This is a genomic window from Rhodococcus sp. P4_F3_2, assembly GCF_056401335.1.
Genome location: NZ_JBFUJN010000001.1, coordinates 279,913 through 301,630, shown reverse-complemented (window position 1 = coordinate 301,630; position 21,718 = coordinate 279,913). Strand labels below are relative to the sequence as shown.

The 21,718-nt window shown below is 62.8% G+C and carries 23 protein-coding genes; 9 read left to right on the top strand and 14 right to left on the bottom strand.

Translation table 11 applies throughout. From position 1 onward, the window contains the following. Positions 1-4 precede the first annotated feature (4 nt). Positions 5-1,297, bottom strand: a complete 1,293-nt coding sequence (locus AC1DWA_RS01485; protein WP_477847614.1) for a M18 family aminopeptidase — start codon at positions 1,295-1,297, stop codon at positions 5-7. Positions 1,298-1,385: 88 nt separating this feature from the next. Further along, positions 1,386-1,739, bottom strand: coding sequence for a VOC family protein (locus AC1DWA_RS01480; RefSeq protein WP_445386729.1), 354 nt, complete (start codon positions 1,737-1,739; stop codon positions 1,386-1,388). Positions 1,740-1,806: 67 nt separating this feature from the next. Between AC1DWA_RS01480 and AC1DWA_RS01475 the strand changes: the two genes are divergently transcribed. Continuing rightward, positions 1,807-2,412 (top strand): hypothetical protein, encoded by a 606-nt coding sequence (locus AC1DWA_RS01475; protein ID WP_477847611.1) that lies wholly within the window; start codon positions 1,807-1,809, stop codon positions 2,410-2,412. A 12-nt stretch (positions 2,413-2,424) separates the two neighbouring features. On the opposite strand, the gene AC1DWA_RS01470 is transcribed toward AC1DWA_RS01475, so the two are convergent. The 3 genes from AC1DWA_RS01470 to AC1DWA_RS01460 all read right to left on the bottom strand — a co-directional run bounded on the left by AC1DWA_RS01470 (position 2,425) and on the right by AC1DWA_RS01460 (position 5,770). Then, on the bottom strand, positions 2,425-3,021 hold the full coding sequence (locus AC1DWA_RS01470) for a CatB-related O-acetyltransferase (protein WP_070385775.1): 597 nt from the start codon (positions 3,019-3,021) through the stop codon (positions 2,425-2,427). Between the two features lie 126 nt (positions 3,022-3,147). After that, entirely contained in the window at positions 3,148-4,377 is a 1,230-nt protein-coding gene (locus tag AC1DWA_RS01465; protein WP_007733810.1) for an acyl-CoA dehydrogenase family protein, read from the bottom strand. A gap of 91 nt (positions 4,378-4,468) precedes the next feature. Continuing rightward, positions 4,469-5,770, bottom strand: coding sequence for an alpha/beta hydrolase (locus AC1DWA_RS01460; RefSeq protein ID WP_477916445.1), 1,302 nt, complete (start codon positions 5,768-5,770; stop codon positions 4,469-4,471). Positions 5,771-5,856: 86 nt separating this feature from the next. On the opposite strand from AC1DWA_RS01460, the gene AC1DWA_RS01455 reads away from it, so the two are divergent. Continuing rightward, positions 5,857-6,468 carry a phosphoribosylanthranilate isomerase gene (locus AC1DWA_RS01455; protein WP_133727022.1) on the top strand — a complete coding sequence of 204 codons (612 nt, stop codon included), beginning with the start codon at positions 5,857-5,859 and terminating at the stop codon, positions 6,466-6,468. Here AC1DWA_RS01455 and AC1DWA_RS01450 read toward each other — a convergent pair. Next, positions 6,456-7,382, bottom strand: coding sequence for a hypothetical protein (locus AC1DWA_RS01450; RefSeq protein ID WP_477847607.1), 927 nt, complete (start codon positions 7,380-7,382; stop codon positions 6,456-6,458). The genes AC1DWA_RS01455 and AC1DWA_RS01450 overlap by 13 nt on opposite strands. 213 nt (positions 7,383-7,595) lie before the next feature. On the opposite strand from AC1DWA_RS01450, the gene AC1DWA_RS01445 reads away from it, so the two are divergent. After that, positions 7,596-8,369 (top strand): SDR family oxidoreductase, encoded by a 774-nt coding sequence (locus tag AC1DWA_RS01445; protein ID WP_387402995.1) that lies wholly within the window; start codon positions 7,596-7,598, stop codon positions 8,367-8,369. 31 nt (positions 8,370-8,400) lie between these two features. On the opposite strand, the gene AC1DWA_RS01440 is transcribed toward AC1DWA_RS01445, so the two are convergent. Further along, on the bottom strand, positions 8,401-8,832 hold the full coding sequence (locus AC1DWA_RS01440) for a nuclear transport factor 2 family protein (protein ID WP_019745114.1): 432 nt from the start codon (positions 8,830-8,832) through the stop codon (positions 8,401-8,403). Further along, positions 8,829-9,752 (bottom strand): alpha/beta fold hydrolase, encoded by a 924-nt coding sequence (locus tag AC1DWA_RS01435; RefSeq protein ID WP_019745115.1) that lies wholly within the window; start codon positions 9,750-9,752, stop codon positions 8,829-8,831. Before AC1DWA_RS01435 ends, AC1DWA_RS01440 begins: the two co-directional genes overlap by 4 nt. Positions 9,753-9,863: 111 nt before the next feature. Between AC1DWA_RS01435 and AC1DWA_RS01430 the strand changes: the two genes are divergently transcribed. Next, positions 9,864-10,865 (top strand): NADP-dependent oxidoreductase, encoded by a 1,002-nt coding sequence (locus tag AC1DWA_RS01430; RefSeq protein ID WP_003939765.1) that lies wholly within the window; start codon positions 9,864-9,866, stop codon positions 10,863-10,865. Between the two features lie 55 nt (positions 10,866-10,920). Here AC1DWA_RS01430 and AC1DWA_RS01425 read toward each other — a convergent pair whose 3' ends face one another. Then, positions 10,921-12,069 carry a CaiB/BaiF CoA transferase family protein gene (locus AC1DWA_RS01425; RefSeq protein ID WP_477847604.1) on the bottom strand — a complete coding sequence of 383 codons (1,149 nt, stop codon included), beginning with the start codon at positions 12,067-12,069 and terminating at the stop codon, positions 10,921-10,923. Further along, positions 12,066-13,238, bottom strand: a complete 1,173-nt coding sequence (locus tag AC1DWA_RS01420) for an acyl-CoA dehydrogenase family protein (RefSeq protein ID WP_029256136.1) — start codon at positions 13,236-13,238, stop codon at positions 12,066-12,068. The genes AC1DWA_RS01425 and AC1DWA_RS01420 overlap by 4 nt, the downstream gene beginning before the upstream one ends. A 159-nt stretch (positions 13,239-13,397) precedes the next feature. On the opposite strand from AC1DWA_RS01420, the gene AC1DWA_RS01415 reads away from it, so the two are divergent. Then, entirely contained in the window at positions 13,398-14,468 is a 1,071-nt protein-coding gene (locus AC1DWA_RS01415; protein WP_020970637.1) for a LacI family DNA-binding transcriptional regulator, read from the top strand. Positions 14,469-14,472: 4 nt separating this feature from the next. On the opposite strand, the gene AC1DWA_RS01410 is transcribed toward AC1DWA_RS01415, so the two are convergent. The 3 genes from AC1DWA_RS01410 to AC1DWA_RS01400 are packed head-to-tail and all read right to left on the bottom strand — an operon-like array spanning position 14,473 to position 16,483. After that, positions 14,473-15,024, bottom strand: a complete 552-nt coding sequence (locus AC1DWA_RS01410) for an SRPBCC family protein (protein WP_020970638.1) — start codon at positions 15,022-15,024, stop codon at positions 14,473-14,475. Between the two features lie 50 nt (positions 15,025-15,074). Then, the gene (locus AC1DWA_RS01405; protein ID WP_047889618.1) at positions 15,075-15,722 is read right to left on the bottom strand and encodes an alpha/beta hydrolase family protein; all 648 of its coding nucleotides are present in this window, start codon (positions 15,720-15,722) and stop codon (positions 15,075-15,077) included. Further along, complete coding sequence (locus AC1DWA_RS01400) at positions 15,719-16,483, bottom strand: MBL fold metallo-hydrolase (RefSeq protein WP_047889619.1); 765 nt, start codon at positions 16,481-16,483, stop codon at positions 15,719-15,721. Before AC1DWA_RS01400 ends, AC1DWA_RS01405 begins: the two co-directional genes overlap by 4 nt. A 19-nt stretch (positions 16,484-16,502) precedes the next feature. Here AC1DWA_RS01400 and AC1DWA_RS01395 point away from each other — a divergent pair, with 19 nt between their 5' ends. After that, a complete protein-coding gene (locus tag AC1DWA_RS01395; RefSeq protein WP_258537170.1) occupies positions 16,503-17,627 on the top strand; it encodes an alpha/beta hydrolase in 1,125 nt (374 codons plus the stop codon). Here AC1DWA_RS01395 and AC1DWA_RS01390 read toward each other — a convergent pair. Next, the gene (locus AC1DWA_RS01390; protein WP_019745124.1) at positions 17,563-18,153 is read right to left on the bottom strand and encodes a TetR/AcrR family transcriptional regulator; all 591 of its coding nucleotides are present in this window, start codon (positions 18,151-18,153) and stop codon (positions 17,563-17,565) included. The two genes, AC1DWA_RS01395 and AC1DWA_RS01390, sit on opposite strands and share 65 nt — an antisense overlap. A gap of 130 nt (positions 18,154-18,283) precedes the next feature. On the opposite strand from AC1DWA_RS01390, the gene AC1DWA_RS01385 reads away from it, so the two are divergent. From AC1DWA_RS01385 to AC1DWA_RS01375, 3 genes are read left to right on the top strand one after another with little or no spacing between them, the layout of a single operon-like run. Beyond that, entirely contained in the window at positions 18,284-19,279 is a 996-nt protein-coding gene (locus AC1DWA_RS01385; protein WP_047889620.1) for a patatin-like phospholipase family protein, read from the top strand. Positions 19,280-19,292: 13 nt separating this feature from the next. Next, positions 19,293-20,834 carry a flavin-containing monooxygenase gene (locus tag AC1DWA_RS01380; protein ID WP_070795748.1) on the top strand — a complete coding sequence of 514 codons (1,542 nt, stop codon included), beginning with the start codon at positions 19,293-19,295 and terminating at the stop codon, positions 20,832-20,834. After that, positions 20,831-21,709 carry an SDR family oxidoreductase gene (locus AC1DWA_RS01375; protein ID WP_477847597.1) on the top strand — a complete coding sequence of 293 codons (879 nt, stop codon included), beginning with the start codon at positions 20,831-20,833 and terminating at the stop codon, positions 21,707-21,709. The genes AC1DWA_RS01380 and AC1DWA_RS01375 overlap by 4 nt, the downstream gene beginning before the upstream one ends. The last annotated feature ends 9 nt before the right edge of the window (positions 21,710-21,718 follow it).

Below are 21,718 nucleotides of genomic sequence, written 5' to 3'. Positions count from 1 at the left end.
CCCTCTAACTTCGCGGCGTGAGGAAGGCACCGAGCGCGTCGGCATACATGCGGACGTCTGCCGCGCCCATCAACTCGCGGGCCGAGTGCATCGCGAGCTGGGGTGCGCCGACGTCGACGGTGGACAGTCCGGTCCGTGATGCCGTGATGGGTCCGATGGTGGAGCCGCACGGCAGATCGGCGCGGTGGACGTAGCGCTGCATCGGCACTCCCGCCTGATCACACGCGAGCGCGAATTCGCCTGCACCGGCCGCATCGGTGGCGTATCGCAGGTTCTGGTTCACCTTGAGTACAGGCCCACCGTTGATCTCGATCCGATGAGCGGGCTCGTGACGGTCCGGGTAGTTGGGGTGCGTCGCGTGAGCCATGTCGCCCGACGCACACACCGAGCCCGCCATCGCCTGCAGGAATTCTTCGCGGCCACCACCGCGCCCCAACACGATCCGTTCGAGCACGGTGTTCAGCAGATCTGAGAAAGCTCCACGGTCGGACATGCTGCCGACCTCTTCATGATCGAAGAGTGCGAGCACCGGGACCTGCTGACCGGGTGACTCGACTGCGGCCAGAAGTGCTTGTGTCCCTGCATAACACGTGCCCTGATTGTCCAGCCGAGGGGCGCTGACCAATTCCTTGTCCACCCCCACGACTGCGCTGGGCGCAAGATCGTGTGTCATCAATTCCCAGCCGAGAACCGACGACGCGGCTACACCCGCACGCTCGGCGACAAATCCGATGAACGACTTGGGTTTCGAACCCACGCCCCAGATTCCGTTGACGTGCCGCTGCGGATCCAGCGTCACGCCCTTGCGATCTTCGGACAGGTGGATAGCCAGCTGCGGAACACGCAGAATCGGGTCGTCGATGCGAACCAGCTTCTGCTCCACCGTGTTTCCCACCCGGACACTCAATCGTCCGGAGATACCGAGATCGCGGTCGAGCCAGGAGTTCAGCCACGCACCGCCATACGGTTCGAGGCCCACCATCTGCCACCCGGCCGAAGTGAGGTCGGGATGCTGTTTGACCCGCAGATTCGGGCTGTCGGTGTGACCTCCGACGATCCGGAACGGAGCGGTGTTTCCCACGCCCTCGGTGCTCCAGGCAATCAGCGAACCACCGCGCACGAGGAAGTACCGTCCGGGCTCGGCGGGCCACGACTGCGTTTCGTGGACTTCGACGAACCCACCGGACGTCAGCTCGGTCGCCACCGTCGCGCACACATGGAACGGCGACGGTGACGAATCGACGAAGCTGCACAGGCCGACTGCGTCGGCCCCGGTCCGAGAAGTCTGAGAAGTCATGCCCCTCATCATGCCCGAATCGGTGCCCGCGAAATCAGTGGGCACGAAATCAGTGGGCGCGAATCGGGTGAGCTCAGGACCTGTCAGCTCAGGCGTGAGGACCGGACACGCAGAACTGGTTCCCATCAGGATCGAGGAGCGTCACCCAACGGAAACCGTCCATGTTCTCCCGGTGGTGCTCGGTTGCTCCGGCCTCGACGAGCCGCGCCACCTCGGCGTCGAGATCCGGACTCCCCAAATCGAGATGGATGCGATTCTTGCCGGCGGTGGGGTCCGGGACCTTCTGGAATGCGAAGTTGGTGGCGCTGTCAGAGACCGCGACGATGTAGAACCAACCGTCGTTCTCCTCGACGATGTTTCCGCCCAACTGCGCCGCCCACCACGTTGCGAGCGGACCGGGATCGAGACTGTCGAAAGTGATCATGCCGAGTGTGAGAGTCATGCGCACAAGCTAATACAAGCCACCGACAAAGAGTCTCGATCTCGGGCTGAGATGAGACGATCCTCGAATGCGACTCACTACGCTTCGCAACCGCGTTGCAGAACCACTCTTCGCAGTCTTCATCGCGACCGGATTACTCCTGAGCGTCCTCGGAGTGCTCGCCTGGCGATTTGCCACGCCATCCACGCGGACAGAACATATCGGCATCCAACCTCCACCACCGCCGCCGATGGAGGACGGCAAGACGGGGTACATGTGGGTTATCGACGGCTACAGCTACTCCGACGCACCACATTGGTTCCCCGCGGCCGCTTGGTTCCTGATGGTCGGAACGGCTGTCGCCGTTGTCGTCTCGGCGATACTGAACGCGACGGGATGGCGACTGGCCCGCGACGCGCACGGTAGAAAATTTGCTCTTCCGCTTGCACTTTCAGCTTTCGGCGCAGCCTACGGACTCGCAGTTGCCGTTGTCGGACGAATCTGGCCGCCCACCTTCTATTCGGTGGTCCTTCCCGAACCGCGCGACCAGCAGAACCCCTTCCCGCCATCGGCCGTTATCCACTTCGACCTCGAGCCGAACCTGATCACGTTCACCGCAACAGGTCTTGCCGTCGGCCTTCTCGCGGCCGCCATGCTTTATGTCCGGAACTACTCGCTCACACGAACGAACTAGCGGGCGCGGAGATCACTCGACCGCTTCGAGTTCCGCGACGCTCCCGTCCGAGATCAACCGGACGTGGCGGGTGATCTTCTCGATCGGCCAGTCCCACCACGCAATTCGCACCAACTTCTCGATGTCTTCAGCGCTGAAGCGGCGCTTGATCTCCATTGCCGGGTTGCCGCCGACAATTGCGTAGTCCGGGACGTCGCGCGTTACGACGGCGCCGGTGGACACGATCGACCCGTGGCCGATCCGGACACCGGGCATGACTGTCACGTTCCCGCCGAACCACACGTCGTTCCCCACGACGGTGTCACCGCGCGACGGCAAATCCTGCACCAAATCCATGTGCCGGGCCCAATCGCCGCCCATGATCGGGAACGGGTAAGTGGAGACACCGTTCATACGATGGTTCGCGCCGTTCATGATGAAGGTGACACCGGTGGCCAGGGCGCAGAACTTTCCGATCACCAGTTTGTCGGGACCGTAGTGATGCAACACGTTTCGAGTCTCGAACTCTTCGGCGAACTCCGGATCGTCGTAGTAGGTGTACTCCCCTACCTCGATCAACGGGTTGTCGATCAACGGCTTCAGCAACACCACTCGTGGTTGCCCGGCCATCGGATGAACATTTGTGGGATCTGGCGCGTTCACTGCTTACTCCGATCCGTCGGCGCGGTGTCGCCGACCGCAGCAAGACTATCCGGTTCCTGCTGCGGTCGACCGACCAGCGAAAACGTTCCGGTGTCAGCCCAGGAGGCCCTTGGCGATATGGGTGACCTGAATTTCGTTGCTGCCCGCATAGATCATGAGCGACTTGGCATCACGCGCCAACTGCTCGACTCGGTATTCGGCCATGTAGCCGTTTCCACCGAACAGCTGTACGGCTTCCATCGCGACCTCGGTCGCTGCGCGCGACGAGTACAGCTTCATCGCCGACGCCTCCGCCAGGCTCACTTTGTCTCCGGCCGCGGTGCGTTCGATCGCGTTGAAGACCATGTTCTGCACGTTGATTCGAGCGACCTCCATCTCGGCGAGCTTGAGCTGGATGAGCTGGAACTGCCCGATCTCACGTCCCCACAGTTTGCGGGACTTCGCGTATTCGATGCTCAGACGGTGGCATTCGTTGATGATGCCGAGCGAAAGGGACGCGATGCCGATCCGTTCGGCGGCAAAGCTCTCCTTGGCGCTGGACTTTCCGTCGGACTTTCCGCTGTCCTCGGTTTCGCCGAGCAGACGATCCTTGGTGATGCGGACGTTGTCGAAGAACAGCTCACCCGTCGGCGAGGAGTTCATTCCCATCTTCTTGAACGGCGGGCTCTGCGTGAGCCCCTCCATGCCCTTGTCGAGGATGAAGGCGAGCACCTTGCGGTCACGACGATCAACCGACGCGTCCCCCTCGTCGAGCTTTGCGTAGACGATCATCACGTCGGCGTACGGACCGTTGGTGATGAAGGTCTTGTTGCCGTTGAGGATGTAGTCGTCACCGTCGCGGCGTACGTAGGACTTCATACCGCCGAAAGCATCCGAGCCGGAGTCCGGTTCGGTGATCGCCCATGCACCGACGGTTTCGAAAGTCACCAAGCCGGGGAGCCAGCGTTCCTTCTGCGCGAGTGTGCCGCGGCTGCGGATAGTTCCAGCGGCCAATCCGAGGCTGACGCCCAACGACGCAACGAGGCCGAGGCTGACGCCGGCCAATTCGCTGTTGAGCACAACGCCCATGCTGCCTGCGCCACTGAAGGCGCTCGACTTCTCACCGTCACCGGACGGAGCATCGCCGCGCTCGCGTGCGAGCGACTTCTCGAGGCCCTCGCGTGCCATGTCGGCCAGACCGAAGGTCGAGTACAGCTTGCGAATGATGTCGAACGGCGGCAGCGCACCACTTTCGAGCTCGTCGACGTGAGGTCGCACCTCTTTGTCGATAAAGCCCCGCAAGGCGTCGCGGAACATCAGGTCGGTGTCGGACCACTCGTACATGTGCCTGAACTCCAGTCGGTGAACGATCGAGAGACTGCCGAACGGCAGCCACACACCGAATATAGAACACGTTCCAAAACCGGAACAGGATTCAGCTGATCAGTCCCATTCGCTGCGAGATCCACGTCAGCTCCTGCTCGACGCCGGCCGACCACACCGAAAAGCTGTGACCACCGGGAAGCTCGAGATACCTGGCGTCCAYTCCGGCCGCTTTGGCCGCTTCGTACACCTTTTGCTGGCCGGGCTTGAACTCGTTGTCATCTGTTCCGACCACGAACACTCCGCCCGAGTTCGGGAACTTCCGGGTCGCCAGCAGGTCCATCGGATTCACCTTCACGAATGCCGCCTCGTCGCCGCCGAATATCTCGTCGACGGTTCGCTGTCGGTCACCGAGCGAGGGCTCCAACTGACCGGAGAGATCGAGGAACGTCGGATACACGTCGGGGTAGTTGGTAGCCATCTGCAGCGAGCAGGTACCGCCGTAAGAGAGTCCACCGATGGCCCACGCCCTCGGGTTCGTGTCGATCTGGAACGCCTTCGCCACCGCAGCGGGCAAGTCCTTTGCCAGATACGTGCCGACCTTGCCCTGCGACGAGTCGGTGCACAGCGGATTGGCCATCTGCGAGCCTGTTCCATCGGCTATCACGACGACCGGAGCCAACCCTTCGTGATCCCGGGCAAAAGCATCCATTGTCGCGGTCAGCTTTCCGCCCTGGAGCCAGTCCTCGGGCTTGCCAGGCTGACCGGCCATGAGCACGAGCACGGGAAGAAGCGGACGCGGATTGGTGAAGTACGACGGCGGCAGATACACCTGGGCATCGCGCGCGGAGAATCCCGAAATCGTTCCGGGAACAGGCAAAGTCGTGACTCGTCCGCGAATCGGCATGCCTTCCGGCGCTTTCCACACCGTGTCGGTGGGATCGCCGGTTACAACAGGATCCGTCGGACCGGGAACTTCGCTGAGTGAAATGCGGTCGAAATCGTCGTGTCCGAAGGCAATTCCCACTGTCGGGTAGGCAGCAAAGACCAGATTGATCTGCGTCGCGGCGGTGACGATGACCAGCAAAGTCGCAACCACAGACAGCGCCGCCTTGGCTACGGTTCCGCCCGCTTTGATTCGCGGCCCGAGAAGTAGCAGCGCGTAGATACCGATTCCGATCCACACGTAGATCGACATCTCGATGGGATCCGGGAACGGCACGATCACCTTTTCGACGGTGATCCAGACGGCGATCATGATCACCAGCGCGATCAGCCCCGCGATCGGTACCGCTCTGCGGTAGTACCAGCGGACGTTCGAACCGAGCAGCCACACACCACCCAGGACCCCGAGCACAGTCAGGATCACCGGCAGTGGTCCCGAGATCAAACTGATTCGGTAGAGCCAGTCCACGTCAAGCCTCTCGCACGTAGAAATGTCGCACGCACGAGGCTAGACGACGACGCTGGTACGGCGACGACGCTAGTACTGTGTATCAGGTGACATTCATCAAGGTCTGTGGGCTGCGGGACGCTGACACGGTCGACCTCGCGGTGGGCCTGGGCGTCGACGCCATCGGTTTCGTCTTCGCCGAGAGCGTCCGCAAAGTCGACCCCGCACTTGCAGTCGATCTTCTTGCACGAATCCCCGAACACATCCGGGCAATCGGAGTATTTCTCGGCAACCCGATCGATCAGGTCCTCGAGATCGCCGAGATCACCGGTCTTCGTACCGTGCAGATTCACGATCTGGTCGACGCCGAGCAAGTGCAGCGCTTGCACGACGCCGGCCTCACTGTCATCCGCGCTGTTGTCTCCAGCAACGTCCGCGACGGTTACAACCTCGACCTCGGCGAGGACGAACTTCTGATCGACGGCGCCGACGCCGGATCCGGGGTGCCGTGGAACTGGGCACAACAGCAATCGCGCCCCCAAGGCCAGTGGATCCTGGCGGGCGGACTGTCCCCGGACAACGTCCGCGGCGCGCTGGATGCCACCGGTGCCTGGGGCGTCGATGTCTCCAGCGGCGTCGAGTCTTCCCGCGGCGTCAAGGACCACGCTTTGATCGAGAAGTTCGTCAGCGCTGTCCGGCAGACCGATCACTCGAAATAGGACGCGTAGTCACTGAAGGCGACTTGACCGCTGGGACTGGACTTCACGGCGTCGGCAACGGCAGGCGGAATGGGAGCCCAGTGCGCAGGCATGGCCGCCGCCAGTGACGGCTTCAAGACGTAGAGCAGTGCGAAGTTCACTATCCAGAGCGGCGGCGCCATCGACATGCCGACTTCCGAACTCACATCGCCTTTGGTGTTGGTCACCAGCTGTGCTTCTCCCGAAATCTGTTGCGCTGCAAATCCGTAGACTGCCTGCACCGTGTATGCCGACTGATAGAGCGCAATCAGAGTGTGCGTCGCACCGTTGTTGCGCAACCAGGTGCCCACAAAACCGCCAGGGGCGATCAGCGTATTCACCTGTCGCGTCGGCGCATCCGCGTTGGCCGGACTCTCCAGCAATCCGTCGGGATTCACGTACAACCCGTAACTGGCCAGAACCGACGGCGTAGTGCCGGAATAGAGGGGCCGCCCGTTCGTATTGGTGAGAATCCGGGCGCATTCGTCGATCACCTCGGCATCCTCGAGATTGCCACCGACCCCACCGCCGGTCATGAGGTCGCGATACTGCTCCTCGGTCAAAGCGTCGGCTGGCTCGAGTCCGATCTGCGCGGCAATCTCTTCCGCAGTCTGCTGACCGAGTGGCTGGTTGAGTTGATCCGGAGTAGTCATCTGCGTGGGCGCGACGCTCTCGTAGACCGGTGCCCCGGCAAAAGGGATCACGAACCCGGTATCGACATTCTCTGCAACCGGTTGAGCGCCGACCATCTGAGTGGTGGCAAACGAAAGTACGCACACCCCAACCAAAGCCAGAACCGAGACGGTCCCGCGATGAGACCTTGCTCGGTGAGATTCTTGTCCACGTCTACAGCCCTCGCCTGAGAAAGCCTTGCCTGCAATTCCATTGCCGCGCATAGGTCAACCTCCCGGGACACAGTCCGGCGAATCAACTCGAGATTGCATCTCAGTCAAACGCTGTGACCAGCGCCGTGTCAAGACACTGGTCAGGTCGAGGCACCTACGGCGACAGCTCGCTCGATACAGTCGACAGCTCGCCCGCTACAGTGATGCTTCCATCTGAAGTGACCTCACCCCATTTGAATTGCAGGACATCTCTGGAGGCGAGCAGTGTCTGACAAGCGCGGGACCGTGTTGATCACCGGCGTCGGCCGGAGCAAGTCGATCGGAGCAAGCCTCGCATTGGGTCTCGCCGAGGATGGTTGGGATCTGACGATCGGCTACTGGGCGCCTTATGACGAACGCGTCGGGTTCGTCCGCGGAGCGCACGATCCGCAGGACGTTGCCGAGAAGTGTCGCGCACTCGGGAGCCGTGTCGACCTGGTTCCCGGAGATCTGGCCTCGCCGGATGCGGCCGCACAGCTCGTTGACGCTGCCGCATCGCGGAATGACCTTCGTGGGCTGGTGCTCTCGCACTGCGAAAGCGTCGACAGCTCGATCCTCGATACCACCGTCGAGAGCTGGGAACGACATTTCGCCGTCAACGCCCGCGCCTCTTGGCTGCTGATCAAAGCGTTCGCTGAACGCCTTCCGGAGCAACGCGAAATCAGTCAGGTGACCGGGCGGATCATCGCACTCACCAGCGACCATGCGGCCCATAATCTTCCGTACGGCGCCAGCAAGGGCGCTCTCGACCGCATCGTCATCGCCGCCGCAGTCGAACTGGGATCACGCGGCGTAAGGGCAAACATCATCAACCCAGGACCGATCGACACAGGATGGATGACACCGGAGATCAAACAGGCCACAACCCTCCACACCCCTGCCGGCCGGCTGGGTACACCCGGCGACACTGCAGACCTCGTCCGATTTCTGATGTCCGACGCCGGAGGCTGGATAACAGGACAACTTCTTCACTCCAACGGCGGATTCAGCACGAGTTGAGCAGGCAGACCCGGCCCGCGCCGGAATCAGGTCAGGCCTTGTAGTTCGGTAGCGTCTGCCCGAGCCTGCGGCCCATCTCGGCAGCCAATGCGGCGAGCCCGCTGGCCGGACGCACCATGACCTCGAAATCGACGATCTTGCCGTCCTCGTCGAATTCGACCATGTCGATTCCCTTGAGGCTCTTGTCTCCGATGTTCGCACTGAATTCGAGAACGACCTGCCGACCGTTGGCTCCGGCGAACTGACGGTGGTACTCGAAATTCTCGAACACCTGGATCACCGTATTGAGAATGAGCACAACGGCATCCGCGGACTGGTACGGCTTGAATCCGGTGGGCGATCGGAACTGCGCGTCGGGCGCGACAATGGTCGGCAGTGCCGACAGGTCACCGGTTTCGATCATGGTGTGCCACAACTGCAGTGCAGCTTCGACTTTCGGTTCGAGCGTCAATTCCGTGCTCATGCTTCTACCCTTTCCTCAATGTTACCTGCCGCTTGATTTACCGGCACTTGACTTGCGACGGCCCACGCACTCAACACAGTTCGCACCCCGGTCACGAGTTGCAACGGCTGATCGATCATGACGTGATGGCCGGCTTCGGGAATCTCCGCCACGATGGCCTCCGGTCCGAACAGTCCGCGCATGTGCTCCATGAGTCGATCGGACACGATACCGTTCTCAGCTCGGAAATAGGCTACGCGGCAACGCGGTTCACTGTCGAGAACATCTTCGGCGCCAACTCGGAGAAAGAAGTTCGGATCGAATTTCCATGACCAACCGCCATCGACTTCCTCCATGGACGTGGCTGCCACATGGTCACGCACCGCAGGCAGTCCCGAATCCTGGGGCGGAACGAAGCGGAATCGACCCATCGCGTCTTCCCTGGTGGGGTAAACCTTCTTGGGGCCGAACGCATTCTGGCGTCGAGCTGCCTCCTCTTCGGGCGTCCGCGCCTTGAGTGGCGAATCGATGATGACAACGCCGTCCAACAGTTCACCGTGCAGATGCGAGGCCACGAAGGAAACAATCCCACCCATACTGTGCCCCACCAGAATCGGCTTGCCGTCGATTCCCCCGGCCTCGGCCGCCGCCAGCACCTCGCGAGCCCACTGGGATATCGCGTAGGCATCGCGAGTGTCACTGTCTCCGTGGCCCGTCAAGTCGAGAGCGACGACGCGCCGCCCCTCGGCGAACTGCGGCGCGATGTGATCCCACCAGCGACTGTGGGCTGCGCCGCCGTGGATCAGCACAATTCCCGGCCCCGCCGACCCCCAAGCCCGAAAGTGCACCGAAGCGCCCTCGACCTCCACCGACCCCGTCTCGACCGGCGCTTCCAGCGCCCGAGTGAACCAACCAGGCGCGTCTTCGACGACATTGCTCATCGATCGAACATACATAGTCGTCAATCGGTTCATCCAACTCTTCCCAGTTCGTGATCCATCACCTATATTGAATCCGGCCTCAAGTTCAATTCGTTTCGCCGAAGGGGAGAGATGACCAACCGCCAAGTACGCCTCGCCGCCCGCCCGACAGGACTTCCCGACGCTTCCACCTGGGAATATGTCGACGCCGAGATCCCGTCCGCCGGGCCGGGTGAGTTTGTCGTCAAGGTCGAATACCTCTCCCTCGACCCCGCGATGCGCGGTTGGCTCAACGACGTCAAGTCGTACGTTCCGCCGGTCAAGCTCGGTTCCGTCATGCGCGCCCACGGCGTCGGACGCATCACCGAATCCCAACACCCCGATTACCAGGTCGGGGACATCGTGGCGGGATCGTTCGGCGCTTCCGAGTACGGCGTGTCCGACGGAACAGATGTGACCCGGGTCGACGAATCGATCGCTCCCCTACCGACCTGGCTCGGAGCTCTCGGATTCCCCGGCGTCACCGCATATTTCGGACTGCTCGACGTCGGAAAGCTGAAAGACGGTGACACCGTCGTCGTATCCGGTGCCGCGGGCGCGGTCGGCAGCCTGGTCGGTCAGATCGCAAAGCTCCACGGATGCAAGGTCATCGGCATCGCCGGCGGTCCGGAGAAGTGCGCGTGGCTCACCGAGGACCTCGGCTTCGATGTCGCCATCGACTACAAGAACGAATCCGTCTACAAGGCGCTCAAGTCCAACGCTCCCGACGGTATCGACGTGTACTTCGACAACGTCGGCGGAGAAATTCTCGACGCTGCACTCTCCCGTTTGCGCCTGGGCGCTCGGGTGGTCATCTGCGGCGCCATCGCGGGTTACAACGCCACCGAGCCTCAGCCAGGCCCCGCGCACTACCTGTCACTTCTCGTCAATCGGGCCACGATGGCCGGCTTCGTGGTCTTCGACTACCTCGATCGCTACGCAGAAGCGCAGGAGCAGATCGGAAAGTGGATCAAGAGTGGCGAATTGACTGCCCGCGAGCACGTCGTCGACGGGGGTATCGACGCGTTCGGCGACAGCCTCAACCTTCTCTTCGCCGGTGCGAACACCGGAAAGCTGGTCCTGAAGGTCAGCTGAGTCACCCACACACGCAGATCGGCCACCGGGTATTCCGGTGGCCGATTCGCTTGGGTCAACTGACTCCCGACGGAGTGGGAACGCTGTCCTCCCCCAACCGCGGCGGGGCCGACCGATAGGTTGCCGGCGTGCCGCTCATCCGAATCGGATTGGCTACCTGCCTAGTCGGTGCATCGCGACGCGGGTCGTCGATGGACACCACCGGATCGAGATTCAGTCGCTCCGCCAACGCTATCGCGTCGGCGATGTCGTTGAGAGGTCCACACGGGACACCTCGCTCGGTCAGCGCCTCGAACCACGAGTCTGCAGTGCCCTTGGCCAACGCAGCAGTGACGGCATCGAACAACTCTTCTCGATGCGCGACCCGATCCCGGTTCGAGATGAACCGCACATCCGCGGCAAGTTCGGGAACTCCGAGAACCTCTGTCAACGAACCGAATTGCCGGTCATTGCCGACAGCGAGGACCAGCGGACGGTCCGCGGTGTCGAATACCTCATATGGTGCGATGCTCGGATGTCGATTGCCCATTGCCTGAGGCACCACGCCCGCGGCAACATAGCCGGACGACTGGTTGGCGAGCGCGGAGAGCAACGAGGACAACAGATTGACCTCGACGTGCTGTCCTTCGCCCGTTCGATCGCGATGGCGCAGCGCTGCAAGGATTCCCACGCTGGCGTGTAGGCCCGTGATGACGTCGACCACCGCGACGCCGACCTTGGTGGGAGTCTTGGAATCGGGGCCGGTGATACTCATCAATCCGCCCACCGCCTGGATCAACAGGTCGTATCCCGGCAAAGAGTTGTTGCCACCGAAGCCGCTGATCGAGCAGTAGACCGCACGCGGATTCATTTCTCGCACAGAGTCGTAACCCAATCCCAGCCGGTCCATCGTTCCCGGCAGGAAGTTCTGAACCACTACATCCGCGCCGCGAACCAACTCACGCGCACTCTCCAGATCCTCCTGCTCGCGCAGATCCAGAGTGACCGACTTCTTGTTGCGGTTCACCGACAGGAAGTAACTCGACTCGTCCCTGACCCATGGCGGACCCCAACTACGAGTGTCGTCGCCGACACCCGGACGTTCGATCTTGACTACCTCCGCGCCGAGGTCGGCGAGAATCATCGTGGCGTACGGGCCGGCGAGGACGCGACCGAAATCAGCGATCACCAGCCCGTCGAGTGCTCCGACAGCGTCGACCGTCACCGGAACGCTTCTTCACCGGTGAGAGCGCGACCGATCACGAGCTGGTGAACCTCGGAGGTGCCCTCGTAGGTGAGAACGGATTCGAGGTTGTTGGCGTGCCGAATCACGGGGTACTCGAGCGTGATGCCGTTGGCGCCCAAAATGGTGCGGCATTCACGGGCGATCTTGATGGCCTCGCGGACATTGTTGAGCTTGCCGGTACTGACCTGCTCGGGGCGAACCGTCCCGGCGTCCTTGAGGCGTCCGAGGTGGATGGCGAGCAACTGCCCCTTGCCCAATTCGACTGCCATGTCGGCGATCTTGGCCTGGGTGATCTGGTACGCGGCGAGCGACTTGTCGAAGACCTTGCGATCACGCGCGTAGGAAATCGCGGTCTCGAGGCAGTCACGTGCGGCGCCCATCGCGCCGAAGATGATGCCGAAGCGTGCCTCGTTGAGGCAGCCGAGCGGGCCGGAAAGTCCGCGTGCCTTGGGCAGCATCGCCGAGGCAGGAAGACGCACGTCCTCGAGCACCAGTTCCGAGGTGACCGACGCGCGCAGCGACATCTTGTTCTTGATCTCGGGGGCGGAGAATCCCGGAGTGTCGGTGGGAACGACAAATCCGCGCACGCCGTCTTCGGTTCGCGCCCAGACCACGGCGACGTCCGCGATGGAGCCGTTGGTGATCCACATCTTGGTTCCGTTGAGGATCCAGTCGTCGCCGTCGCGCTTGGCGTTGGTTCGCATACCGCCGGGGTTGGATCCGAAATCGGGTTCCGTGAGACCGAAGCAGCCGATGGCTTCACCCGCCGCCATCCGCGGGAGCCATTCTTCCTTCTGCTCTTCACTTCCGTTGTGGTGGATCGCGAACATGGCCAGTGAGCCCTGGACCGAGACGAGGCTGCGAATGCCCGAATCGACAGCTTCGAGTTCCTGGCAGGCCAACCCGTACGCCGTGGCACTCATTCCGGCACAGCCATAGCCCTCGAGGTGCATGCCCAGAACGCCGAGCGCGCCCAGTTCCTTGGCCAGCTCACGCGCCGGCAGTGCTGCCGCTTCGAACCATTCACCTATGTGCGGGCGAATGCGATCGTCGACCATCTTGCGGACCGTGTCGCGGATCGCGATCTCCTCGGCGTCCAGCAGGGTGTCGATGGCAAAAAGCTCGGACAGGGACTGCGGCGTGGTCACGGGGCCTCCAGTGTTCTCGGGCGCAATCCTTTGCGAGAACGATTGCGCAATCGTTTGCATCGCCTAGAGTAGGGCCCGGTTGCACACCCGTCAATCCCCGGACGGCCAACCGACTCAGAACCAGCTCAGAACCGACGCACACCAGGAGCCCCGACGCAGATGACGCCCGATCCGTCGAACCGCAGCAACGGCCGTCCGCCAACGCTGCGCGAAATCGCCGACCAGGCCGGGGTCCACATCTCGACGGCGTCGCGGGTCCTCCGTCAGCCCGAGCCCGCCGACGGTTGGTCCGACTCCGCACTCCGAGTTCGTCAGGTTGCCGAGGAACTCGGTTACCAACCGAACCTGTGGGCGGCCAGCCTGCGTACCCGCAAGACCACCACCATCGGCGTCGTGATGCCGAGGCTGACGGACGTCGTGGTGGCCACGATGTTCCAAGGCATCGAGGAAGCCGCCACCGCAGCCGGGTACTCCGTCCTTCTCTCCAGCCCACCCGACGATCTGGACGCGCAGCGCAAAGCGGTCGAGTTCCTGGTCAGCCGACAGGTCGACGGTCTCATGCTGAGCAGCATCCACCTGCCGGGTACCGATTTCGTCGACTCGCTCCCCCTGCGCTCACTCCCGATCCTGCTGCTGAACCGGCACATCGACTCGGCGACGTCGTCTCCGAACCGAGGTCTTCCCTTTGTCAGCGGCGACGACCGCCTCGGCGGCTACCTCGCGGGGAAGCATCTTCTGGACTGCGGCTATCGCGATCTCGGAGTGATCGCGGGGCCGGATCACGCCAGCACGTCGCGGGAACGCGTCGCGGGTTTCCGCGATGCCCTGACCGAAGCCGGTCTGGAACTGCCGCCGAACCGAATAGTGGCGTCCGAGTTCGAAGTTCAAGGGGGTGTCGATGCGGCGGCCACATTGCTCGGTGGGGATTCACGCCCCGACGCCGTCTTCACGGTGAGCGACACCATCGCGATCGGCGTACTCGGTGTGGCCCGTGATCTCGGGTTGAGCATTCCCGACGATCTTGCGCTGGTCGGCTACAACGACATTCCGGTTGTCTCGCAACTCCCGGTGCCCCTGACAACGGTGAGGTCCCCCGCCCGAAAGATTGGCGCGACCGGGCTCGAGCACCTACTCGCACTTATCTCCGGCAAGAACGTCGAATCCGTGAAACTTCCCGTCGAACTGATCGTGCGAGCCTCCACCAGAAAGCCTGCCAGTCGCAAACTCTGAGCAGCTACCAAACCTGAGATTCGTCGATGCCCAACTGTCGCGCGTAACCGGAGTTGAGTGCGTCCCAGCCGTACTCGCGCGCCCGTTCGCCCACGATCGGTCCGAAGGGCTCGCCTGCCAGAAGGGCATCGAGTACGTCGAAGCACAAATGCCATCCGGCAGCGAGTGCCGACGCCATCCCCTCGGCGCGCGACCTCTGCGTAAGTACGACGCGGGTGCCGCCCTCGACCGAGGTCAGGTCCCACACCAATTCGTCCGGGCCCCACTCGTGTTCGAGCCGCCGAGTGGTCTCCACAACGTGAACGGTGACCGGCAGCGACATTTCGGGGGCACCGTCCTCGGTGAGCATGGTGATCACGGCGTCACCGGTACGGCTCAGATTCCGATCGGCGGTGTACGGCGTCCATTGCGCCAACATCTCCGGGTCGGTGATCGCCTCCCACACCTTCTCGACGGGATACGGCAGCACCCGAGGGAAGCTGACGACTGTGTCGTCCCCGTCGACGCTCACCGTGACGTCGGACAGGGCACTGGGCTGATACGGCTGGGCACTCATGATTCGATCTCACCAGGAACCACCGACACGGGCAACTGCCCGCTCGGCGTTCAGAACACAAACAAAGCCGATGCGGCCGCGACTGTCGCCTCCACCACCGGAAATTTCACCACGGACAAGTCGTGTCGCGCTCCTTCGAACTCCAACAGACGTGTCGCGGCGGGAACCAGGTCGAGTGCTGCCTGTATCTCCTCCGTCGTCGCGAACTCGTCCTTCGATCCGTGGACGACAACGGCGGGTGTGTTCAGGTCGGGCAGGTGTTCGGTTCTGAGCTTCTCGGGCTTCTTCGGTGGATGCAGTGGATAGGACAGCAGAACCAGACCGTCGACAAGTCCCGGGTTCTCCGCTGCCATCATCGACGCCTGCCGACCGCCGTACGAATGTCCGCCGAGCAGAACGGGTCCGGGCACCGAGTAGTCCGAGCGAACAGCGGCAATCACCTCGGTAATGCCCGCACGATCCTCCGCAGCACGCGACGGATGCGGCGGCCCCGAAGCTCGACGCACCCGAAACGCGAGATCGAAGCGCAGAACTTGCACTCCTGCTGCAGCAAAGCCGTCGGCGACAGCACGCAACAGCACAGTGTCGCAATTGCTTCCGGCGCCGTGGGTCAATGCCAGGGTTGCGACGGGCACTGACTCGGGGCGGTGCAGGAAACCGTGCACCGCGCCTTCGTCGACCGTTTCGACCGTACTCATGGACGCATCCTTGTCCGGCCCGCTCGGGCCTGTTCGACTGCGGCAGCCAAGCTGCCTTCGTAGACCGGCCCGTGTCCGGGAAACAGCGCGCCGGCGGGCGCAGCGGCAATATTGTCCAACGCCTGGTCCGTCGCTCCACGGTCATGGTTGAAGGGGCACACCAGAAATTGTGGTCCGGCGACGCTCGACGTCGCATGTCCGGTCACCAGAGCGTCACCCGACGCGATGACTCCTGCCTCGGGGACAAGGTAAGCGCTGTGGCCGTCAGTATGCCCGTGGGTAGGAATCGGTACGATCCGACCGGGAACGTCCAGCGCACCACCTGACGCAAAGGCCTGTGCTCGAGGCAGTTCCGCGCCTTTCAACGCGCCTGCTCCGATCACGTCGCGTAGCCATTTCGGAGCGCCTCGCCGCCACAACAGCAACGGAACTTTGGCCGGCGACAACTGCTGCAGGTACTCCCGCTTCGCGTGGGGCACTTCCAACGGATCCATCAGGACCGGAACCTGGAGCCGAGTCACGATGTCCGCGATTCCACCGATGTGATCGACATGCGCGTGAGTGACGAGGATTGCCCGAACATCCCCGAGCTGGTGACCGATCTGCTCGATCGAGCGTTCGACGTCGGCGCCGTTGGCCGGGTATCCGCCGTCGATCAACGTCAGATCGGCCCCCTCTTCGACCAGGACCCAATTGGCGTGACCGCACCGAACCAGATGTGTGTTCTCGATCTGCGTGATCGACAGTGCCGCAGTAGTCATGCTTGGTAGTGTGCGCCACGTGTCGGAATCCGTGAAGCAGGCCAGCAGCCGCAGCATTCGAGATCGCGCCGAAGCATCCTTGGTGGCAGCCGCATTCGCACTGCCCAGCGCGGTGAAACGTCGAATCACCGGGCCACCCGTCGTCATCGAGGGCAACACGCTCGACGCCGACGCTCACCTGCTGCTCACGCTCGCGAAGACGCGGCCACTCCCCTCACATTCCACCGATCCCCAGTCACTCGCCGCTGCTCGCGCCAATCTCACCCGAACCGCGATCATGATGGGCGGCAGACCCGCGCAGGTCCGCACCGAAGAGATCTCCGTTTCGGGTGCCGACGGCCCGCTCCGCGCCCGGCTCTACGTTCCGACTGCCGACACCGGCGCTCTGCTCGTCTACTTCCACGGCGGCGGCTGGGTACAGGGCGGCATCGAATCCCACGACGCTCCGTGTCGCCTGTTGGCCGAGACCTCCGGCGCACGGGTCATCTCGGTCGACTACCGGCTTTCACCCGAATTCGCTTTCCCCACACCGGTAGACGACGCCTATGCCGCGTACCAGGATATTGTCGACCACGCCGAAGAGTTCGGGGCAGACCCGACACGCATCGCTGTCGGTGGAGACAGTGCGGGCGGGCACCTGTCCGCGACGGTGGCGTTGCGTGCCCGCGACGACGGCAAGACCCCACCGGCAGCACAGCTGTTGATCTACCCCGCTACCGACTTTCACGAGAAGGCTCCCTCGAGAACGACGTTCGGTGAAGGCTTCTTCCTGACCGAGGCCAATATGAACTTCTACGAGTCCAGCTTCCTCGGCAAGGATGCCGATCGACTCGACCCGTTGGTATCGCCGCTACGCGCCCCCGACGTGGCCGGACTGCCACCAGCCATCGTGATCACGGCGGGATTCGATCCACTCCGAGACGAAGGCGAAGCGTACGCAGCACGATTGCGAGACAACGGTGTTCACGTCACGGATCGACGCTATCCCGGCTTCATCCACGGCTTCGTCAACATTCTGGGGCCCAGTGCCGGATCCCGTGCAGCGGTCGCCGAGATCGGCGGCATGCTCCGCGCACTCCTCAGCCGCCCGACAGAATCTCCCGCACCGTATCCACCAGCGGATCGACGGGAAGCTCTGGGCTGATTGCGCGCTGTAGCCCCAAACCGATTCCGACGCTGAGCATTCGCAGCGCGGCTGCGTCCGGATCCAGCGTCGGCGTCACCCCGTTGGATTCCGTGAGGTGTTGGACCAATCCGGCGATCAGTCCGCGCACCTGGTCTGCACCCGCCGCGATCTTCTCCCGAATGTCCTCGCTGTGCCGCGATCTCACCGAGAACTCGACCTCGAGCAGCGTCCACCTCTGGTCCCCGATTGTTCGCTCGGCCCACCGCGCGAATTCAGCCACCGCATCGTCGAGGGTCGATTTCGCCCCGAGTTGCGCAGTGATCTCACCGACCTTGGTCAGCCTGATCCGGCCGAGAACTTCGGCACACAATTCATCCTTGTTCTTGAAATTCGAGTACACCGCCCCCTTGGAGTACCCGGCGTCCTCGGCGATCTGATCGAGAGAGGCCGCGGCGTATCCGCGATCGAGAAAGTGCTCGACGGCCGTCGCCAACAGGGTCTCGCGGGTCAACGCCTGCGCTTCCTGCCTGGTCAATCGCGCCATCGGAACCTCCCAGTGGTCCTCGGTATCGAGATTCCCACGGTAGCCGAATACCGCGAACGGTCGTCGAGTGGAGTACTGAAACTAATTTTTGGGGTACCAACGTTATTCGGATACTGATAGTCTCCGAAACATGACTTCAGATGTGACCGGTACCACCGTGCGCCAAAACAGCGCACCGAGACGCGGCTTGGCCATCGGCTGCGGCGGCACTCTCGGTTTTGCCTGGACTGTTGCCGCGCTCGCCTCGGTCCGGGATGCACTCGACTGGGACCCACGGGAAGCCACAGCCATCATCGGGACGTCCGCCGGCGCCGAGTTCGTGACGATGCTCGGCAGCGGAGTCGGTGTCGACGAGTTGGTTGCCATGCAACTCGGCAACGCCGCCGCACGCCCCGAGCTCCTCACCCACATCGCGTCGGCGCCCGGAAAGCTCCCACCACTTCCGAGACTGGGCGTCGGCAATCCACGACTCCTCACGCGTCGAGACCTTCCGGTTCTGAGCCGGATGAGCGGCATCGCACCGGTTGGTGGCGGCGACCCGTCCTGGCTCACTACGCTCGCCGAATCACTTGCTCCGGGCGATTCGTGGCTCCCACATCCGAACGCGTACATGGTATCCATGGACTACAGAACGGGGCGACGGGTCGCATTCGGGGCACAGGGGGCTCCGAAAGTGACCGTCGGTGAAGCGCTCCGAGCGTCATGGGCGATTCCCGGCTGGTTTCCACCCGTCACGATCGACGGCGTCAGGTACATCGACGGCGGCGCCGCATCCACGGCTTCGGTAGACCTTCTGCTCCCCCTTCAACTGGACGAGCTGGTTGTACTGGCGCCCATGGCTTCTCGAACCCTGAGGCCGGCGCGCGGCGCCGCCCGTATCGAACGCAGTGCCCTGCGCAATGCCATGTCCAAGGGGCTCGATCAGGAGATCGAACTGGTCCGCTCCGCGGGTACCAGAGTCATACGAATCGATGCCACCGACGACGACCTTGCCGTGATGGGCGCCAACTTCATGGACGGCCGCCGACGGCTCGCCACCTTCGAATCATCGCTGCGTACAACACGTGCGAGTGTCAAGCGCGAACTCGATGTGCACCCGTTCCAGCCCACTCGTTCCCACCAGTGAAAGCGCAGACTCAGTGAACAACGAATCTGACCACTTCGAGGTCGTGATCATCGGCGGTGGAATTTCCGGAATCGGCGCGGCTATCCACCTGCAGCGTCTCGGAATCGACAACTTCGCACTCCTCGAGAAGGCCGACTCCCTCGGTGGAACCTGGCGCGCCAACACCTATCCCGGGTGCGCCTGCGACGTTCCATCCGGTCTGTACTCGTACTCCTTTGCCGCCAATCCGGATTGGACGCGCTTGTTCGCGGAGCAACCGGAGATCCGCGAATACATCGAGAACACGGCGGGCACGCACGGAGTGGACAAACACGTTCGCTTCGGGGTCGAAATGCTCTCCGCGCGATGGGATGCGTCGCAATCACTGTGGAAGATAACAACTTCCAGCGGCGAACTGACTGCTCGCTTCGTGATAGCCGCTGCCGGCCCATGGAACGAGCCCCTGACACCGGCGATACCCGGACTGGAAGCGTTCGAGGGAGAGGTGTTTCATTCCTCGCAGTGGAATCACGACTACGACCTGACCGGAAAACGCGTCGCCGTCGTAGGAACCGGAGCCTCGGCAGTCCAGTTCGTTCCGCGCATCGTTTCCCAGGTCTCCGCCCTTCACCTCTACCAGCGAACCGCTCAATGGGTTCTTCCCAAACCCGATCACTACGTACCGCGGATCGAAAGGTCCGTCATGCGATTCGTGCCGGGAGCACAGAAAGCCTTGCGCAGCATCGAATACGGAATCATGGAAGCGCTCGGATTGGGATTCCGTAATCCGTGGATCCTGCGAATCGTGCAGAAACTCGGGTCAGCCCAATTGCGCCTGCAGGTACGCGATCCGAAGCTGCGCAAGGCATTGACTCCCGATTACACCCTCGGTTGCAAGCGACTGCTCATGTCGAACTCGTACTATCCGGCCCTCGGCAAACCCAACGTCAGCGTCCATGCCAACGCCGTCGAGCAGATCCGCGGTAACACCGTGATCGGCGCCGACGGAGTGGAGGCGGAGGTGGACGCCATCATCTTCGGAACGGGCTTCCACATCCTCGACATGCCCATCGCATCCAAGGTATTCGACGGAGAAGGTCGATCACTCGACGATCATTGGCAGGGAAGCCCGCAGGCGTACTTCGGTTCCGCCGTCAGTGGATTCCCCAACGCGTTCATTCTGCTGGGCCCCAGCCTCGGCACCGGGCACACATCGGCGTTCATGATCTTGGAAGCCCAACTGAACTATGTGGCGCAGGCAATCGGCCACGCCCGTCGTCACGGCTGGCAGACCATCGACGTGCGAGAGGAAGTTCAGGCAGCCTTCAACTCTCAGGTTCAGGAGGCATTGGGGACCACGGTCTACAACGCCGGTGGTTGCGAAAGCTATTTCTTCGACGTCAACGGCCGCAACAGTTTCAACTGGCCGTGGTCGTCCGGCGCCATGCGTCGACGGCTACGGGACTTCGATCCGTATGCCTACAACCACACGTCGAACCCTGAGTCAGACAACACGCCCCCTGAACCCACGCCGTCTGAACCCACCACCAGTCCGGAACCGGAGTACACCGCATGAGCCTCTTCGGCACCACCTACCCGCCGATCGATCTCGACGGAGCGGTCGTCGTCATCTCGGGCGGTGGCCGCGGAATCGGCCGGGCGACAGCCAAGTTGTTCGCTACTCGCGGTGCACTCGTATGCGTCGGCGATCTCGACGAGGAGACGGCCGCCGACACAGCGGAGTCCATCGGCCCACGTGCCCGCGGTTACCTGCTGGACGTCACCTCACGCGATTCCTGGGATGTGTTCGTCTCCAAGGTGATCGGCGAATTCGGCCACATCGACATTCTCGTCAACAACGCGGGAGTGATGCCGCTCGGCAGCTTCCTCGACGAGTCCGACGCCACCAGTCGAGTCACCCTCGACGTCAACGTCTGGGGGCCTATTCACGGGATGCGCGCCGTGTTGCCCGGCATGGTGGATCGACGACGCGGGCACGTCGTCAACATCGCATCGATGGCAGGCAAACTTCCGGTACCCGGGATGGCCGTGTACAACGCCAGCAAGTTCGGCGCAGTGGGTCTTTCGGCTTCTGCCCGTGTCGAATTCGCAGATTCCGGGGTCAGCGTCAGCGCGATCCTGCCCAGCGCGGTGCGGACCGGCCTCTCGTCAGGCGTGCCACTCGGAAAGGGAATGCCGACGGTTGAGCCCGAGGTAGTGGCCAAGGCCGTCGTCGACACGGTCGCGCATCGGCGAGCCGAAACTGCAGTTCCCCGTTACCTTGCGGGCTGGGATCTCGTCGACGCACTGGTCCCCGAATGGATCATCAACATCGGCCGCCGGGTGATCGATGATCGCCGCGCACTGACATCGGTAGATCCGAACGGGCGTGCGGACTACGAAAAGCGAGTGGCACGTCAGGCCGAAAACGGGGAGCACAATCCGAAGTGAACCGGGTAG

Bases quoted from the DNA above. Each gene is read 5' to 3' on its own strand.
- AC1DWA_RS01470 (WP_070385775.1), bottom strand. From the start codon at position 3,021: ATGGCCGGGCAACCACGAGTGGTGTTGCTGAAGCCGTTGATCGACAAC.
- AC1DWA_RS01440 (WP_019745114.1), bottom strand. From the start codon at position 8,832: ATGAGCACGGAATTGACGCTCGAACCGAAAGTCGAAGCTGCACTGCAG.
- AC1DWA_RS01375 (WP_477847597.1), top strand. From the start codon at position 20,831: ATGAGCCTCTTCGGCACCACCTACCCGCCGATCGATCTCGACGGAGCG.
- AC1DWA_RS01450 (WP_477847607.1), bottom strand. From the start codon at position 7,382: ATGCGCGGCAATGGAATTGCAGGCAAGGCTTTCTCAGGCGAGGGCTGT.
- AC1DWA_RS01390 (WP_019745124.1), bottom strand. From the start codon at position 18,153: ATGGCGCGATTGACCAGGCAGGAAGCGCAGGCGTTGACCCGCGAGACC.
- AC1DWA_RS01385 (WP_047889620.1), top strand. From the start codon at position 18,284: ATGACTTCAGATGTGACCGGTACCACCGTGCGCCAAAACAGCGCACCG.
- AC1DWA_RS01465 (WP_007733810.1), bottom strand. From the start codon at position 4,377: ATGTACGAGTGGTCCGACACCGACCTGATGTTCCGCGACGCCTTGCGG.
- AC1DWA_RS01415 (WP_020970637.1), top strand. From the start codon at position 13,398: ATGACGCCCGATCCGTCGAACCGCAGCAACGGCCGTCCGCCAACGCTG.
- AC1DWA_RS01405 (WP_047889618.1), bottom strand. From the start codon at position 15,722: ATGAGTACGGTCGAAACGGTCGACGAAGGCGCGGTGCACGGTTTCCTG.
- AC1DWA_RS01485 (WP_477847614.1), bottom strand. From the start codon at position 1,297: ATGACTTCTCAGACTTCTCGGACCGGGGCCGACGCAGTCGGCCTGTGC.
- AC1DWA_RS01480 (WP_445386729.1), bottom strand. From the start codon at position 1,739: ATGACTCTCACACTCGGCATGATCACTTTCGACAGTCTCGATCCCGGT.
- AC1DWA_RS01410 (WP_020970638.1), bottom strand. From the start codon at position 15,024: ATGAGTGCCCAGCCGTATCAGCCCAGTGCCCTGTCCGACGTCACGGTG.
- AC1DWA_RS01430 (WP_003939765.1), top strand. From the start codon at position 9,864: ATGACCAACCGCCAAGTACGCCTCGCCGCCCGCCCGACAGGACTTCCC.
- AC1DWA_RS01400 (WP_047889619.1), bottom strand. From the start codon at position 16,483: ATGACTACTGCGGCACTGTCGATCACGCAGATCGAGAACACACATCTG.
- AC1DWA_RS01435 (WP_019745115.1), bottom strand. From the start codon at position 9,752: ATGAGCAATGTCGTCGAAGACGCGCCTGGTTGGTTCACTCGGGCGCTG.
- AC1DWA_RS01475 (WP_477847611.1), top strand. From the start codon at position 1,807: ATGCGACTCACTACGCTTCGCAACCGCGTTGCAGAACCACTCTTCGCA.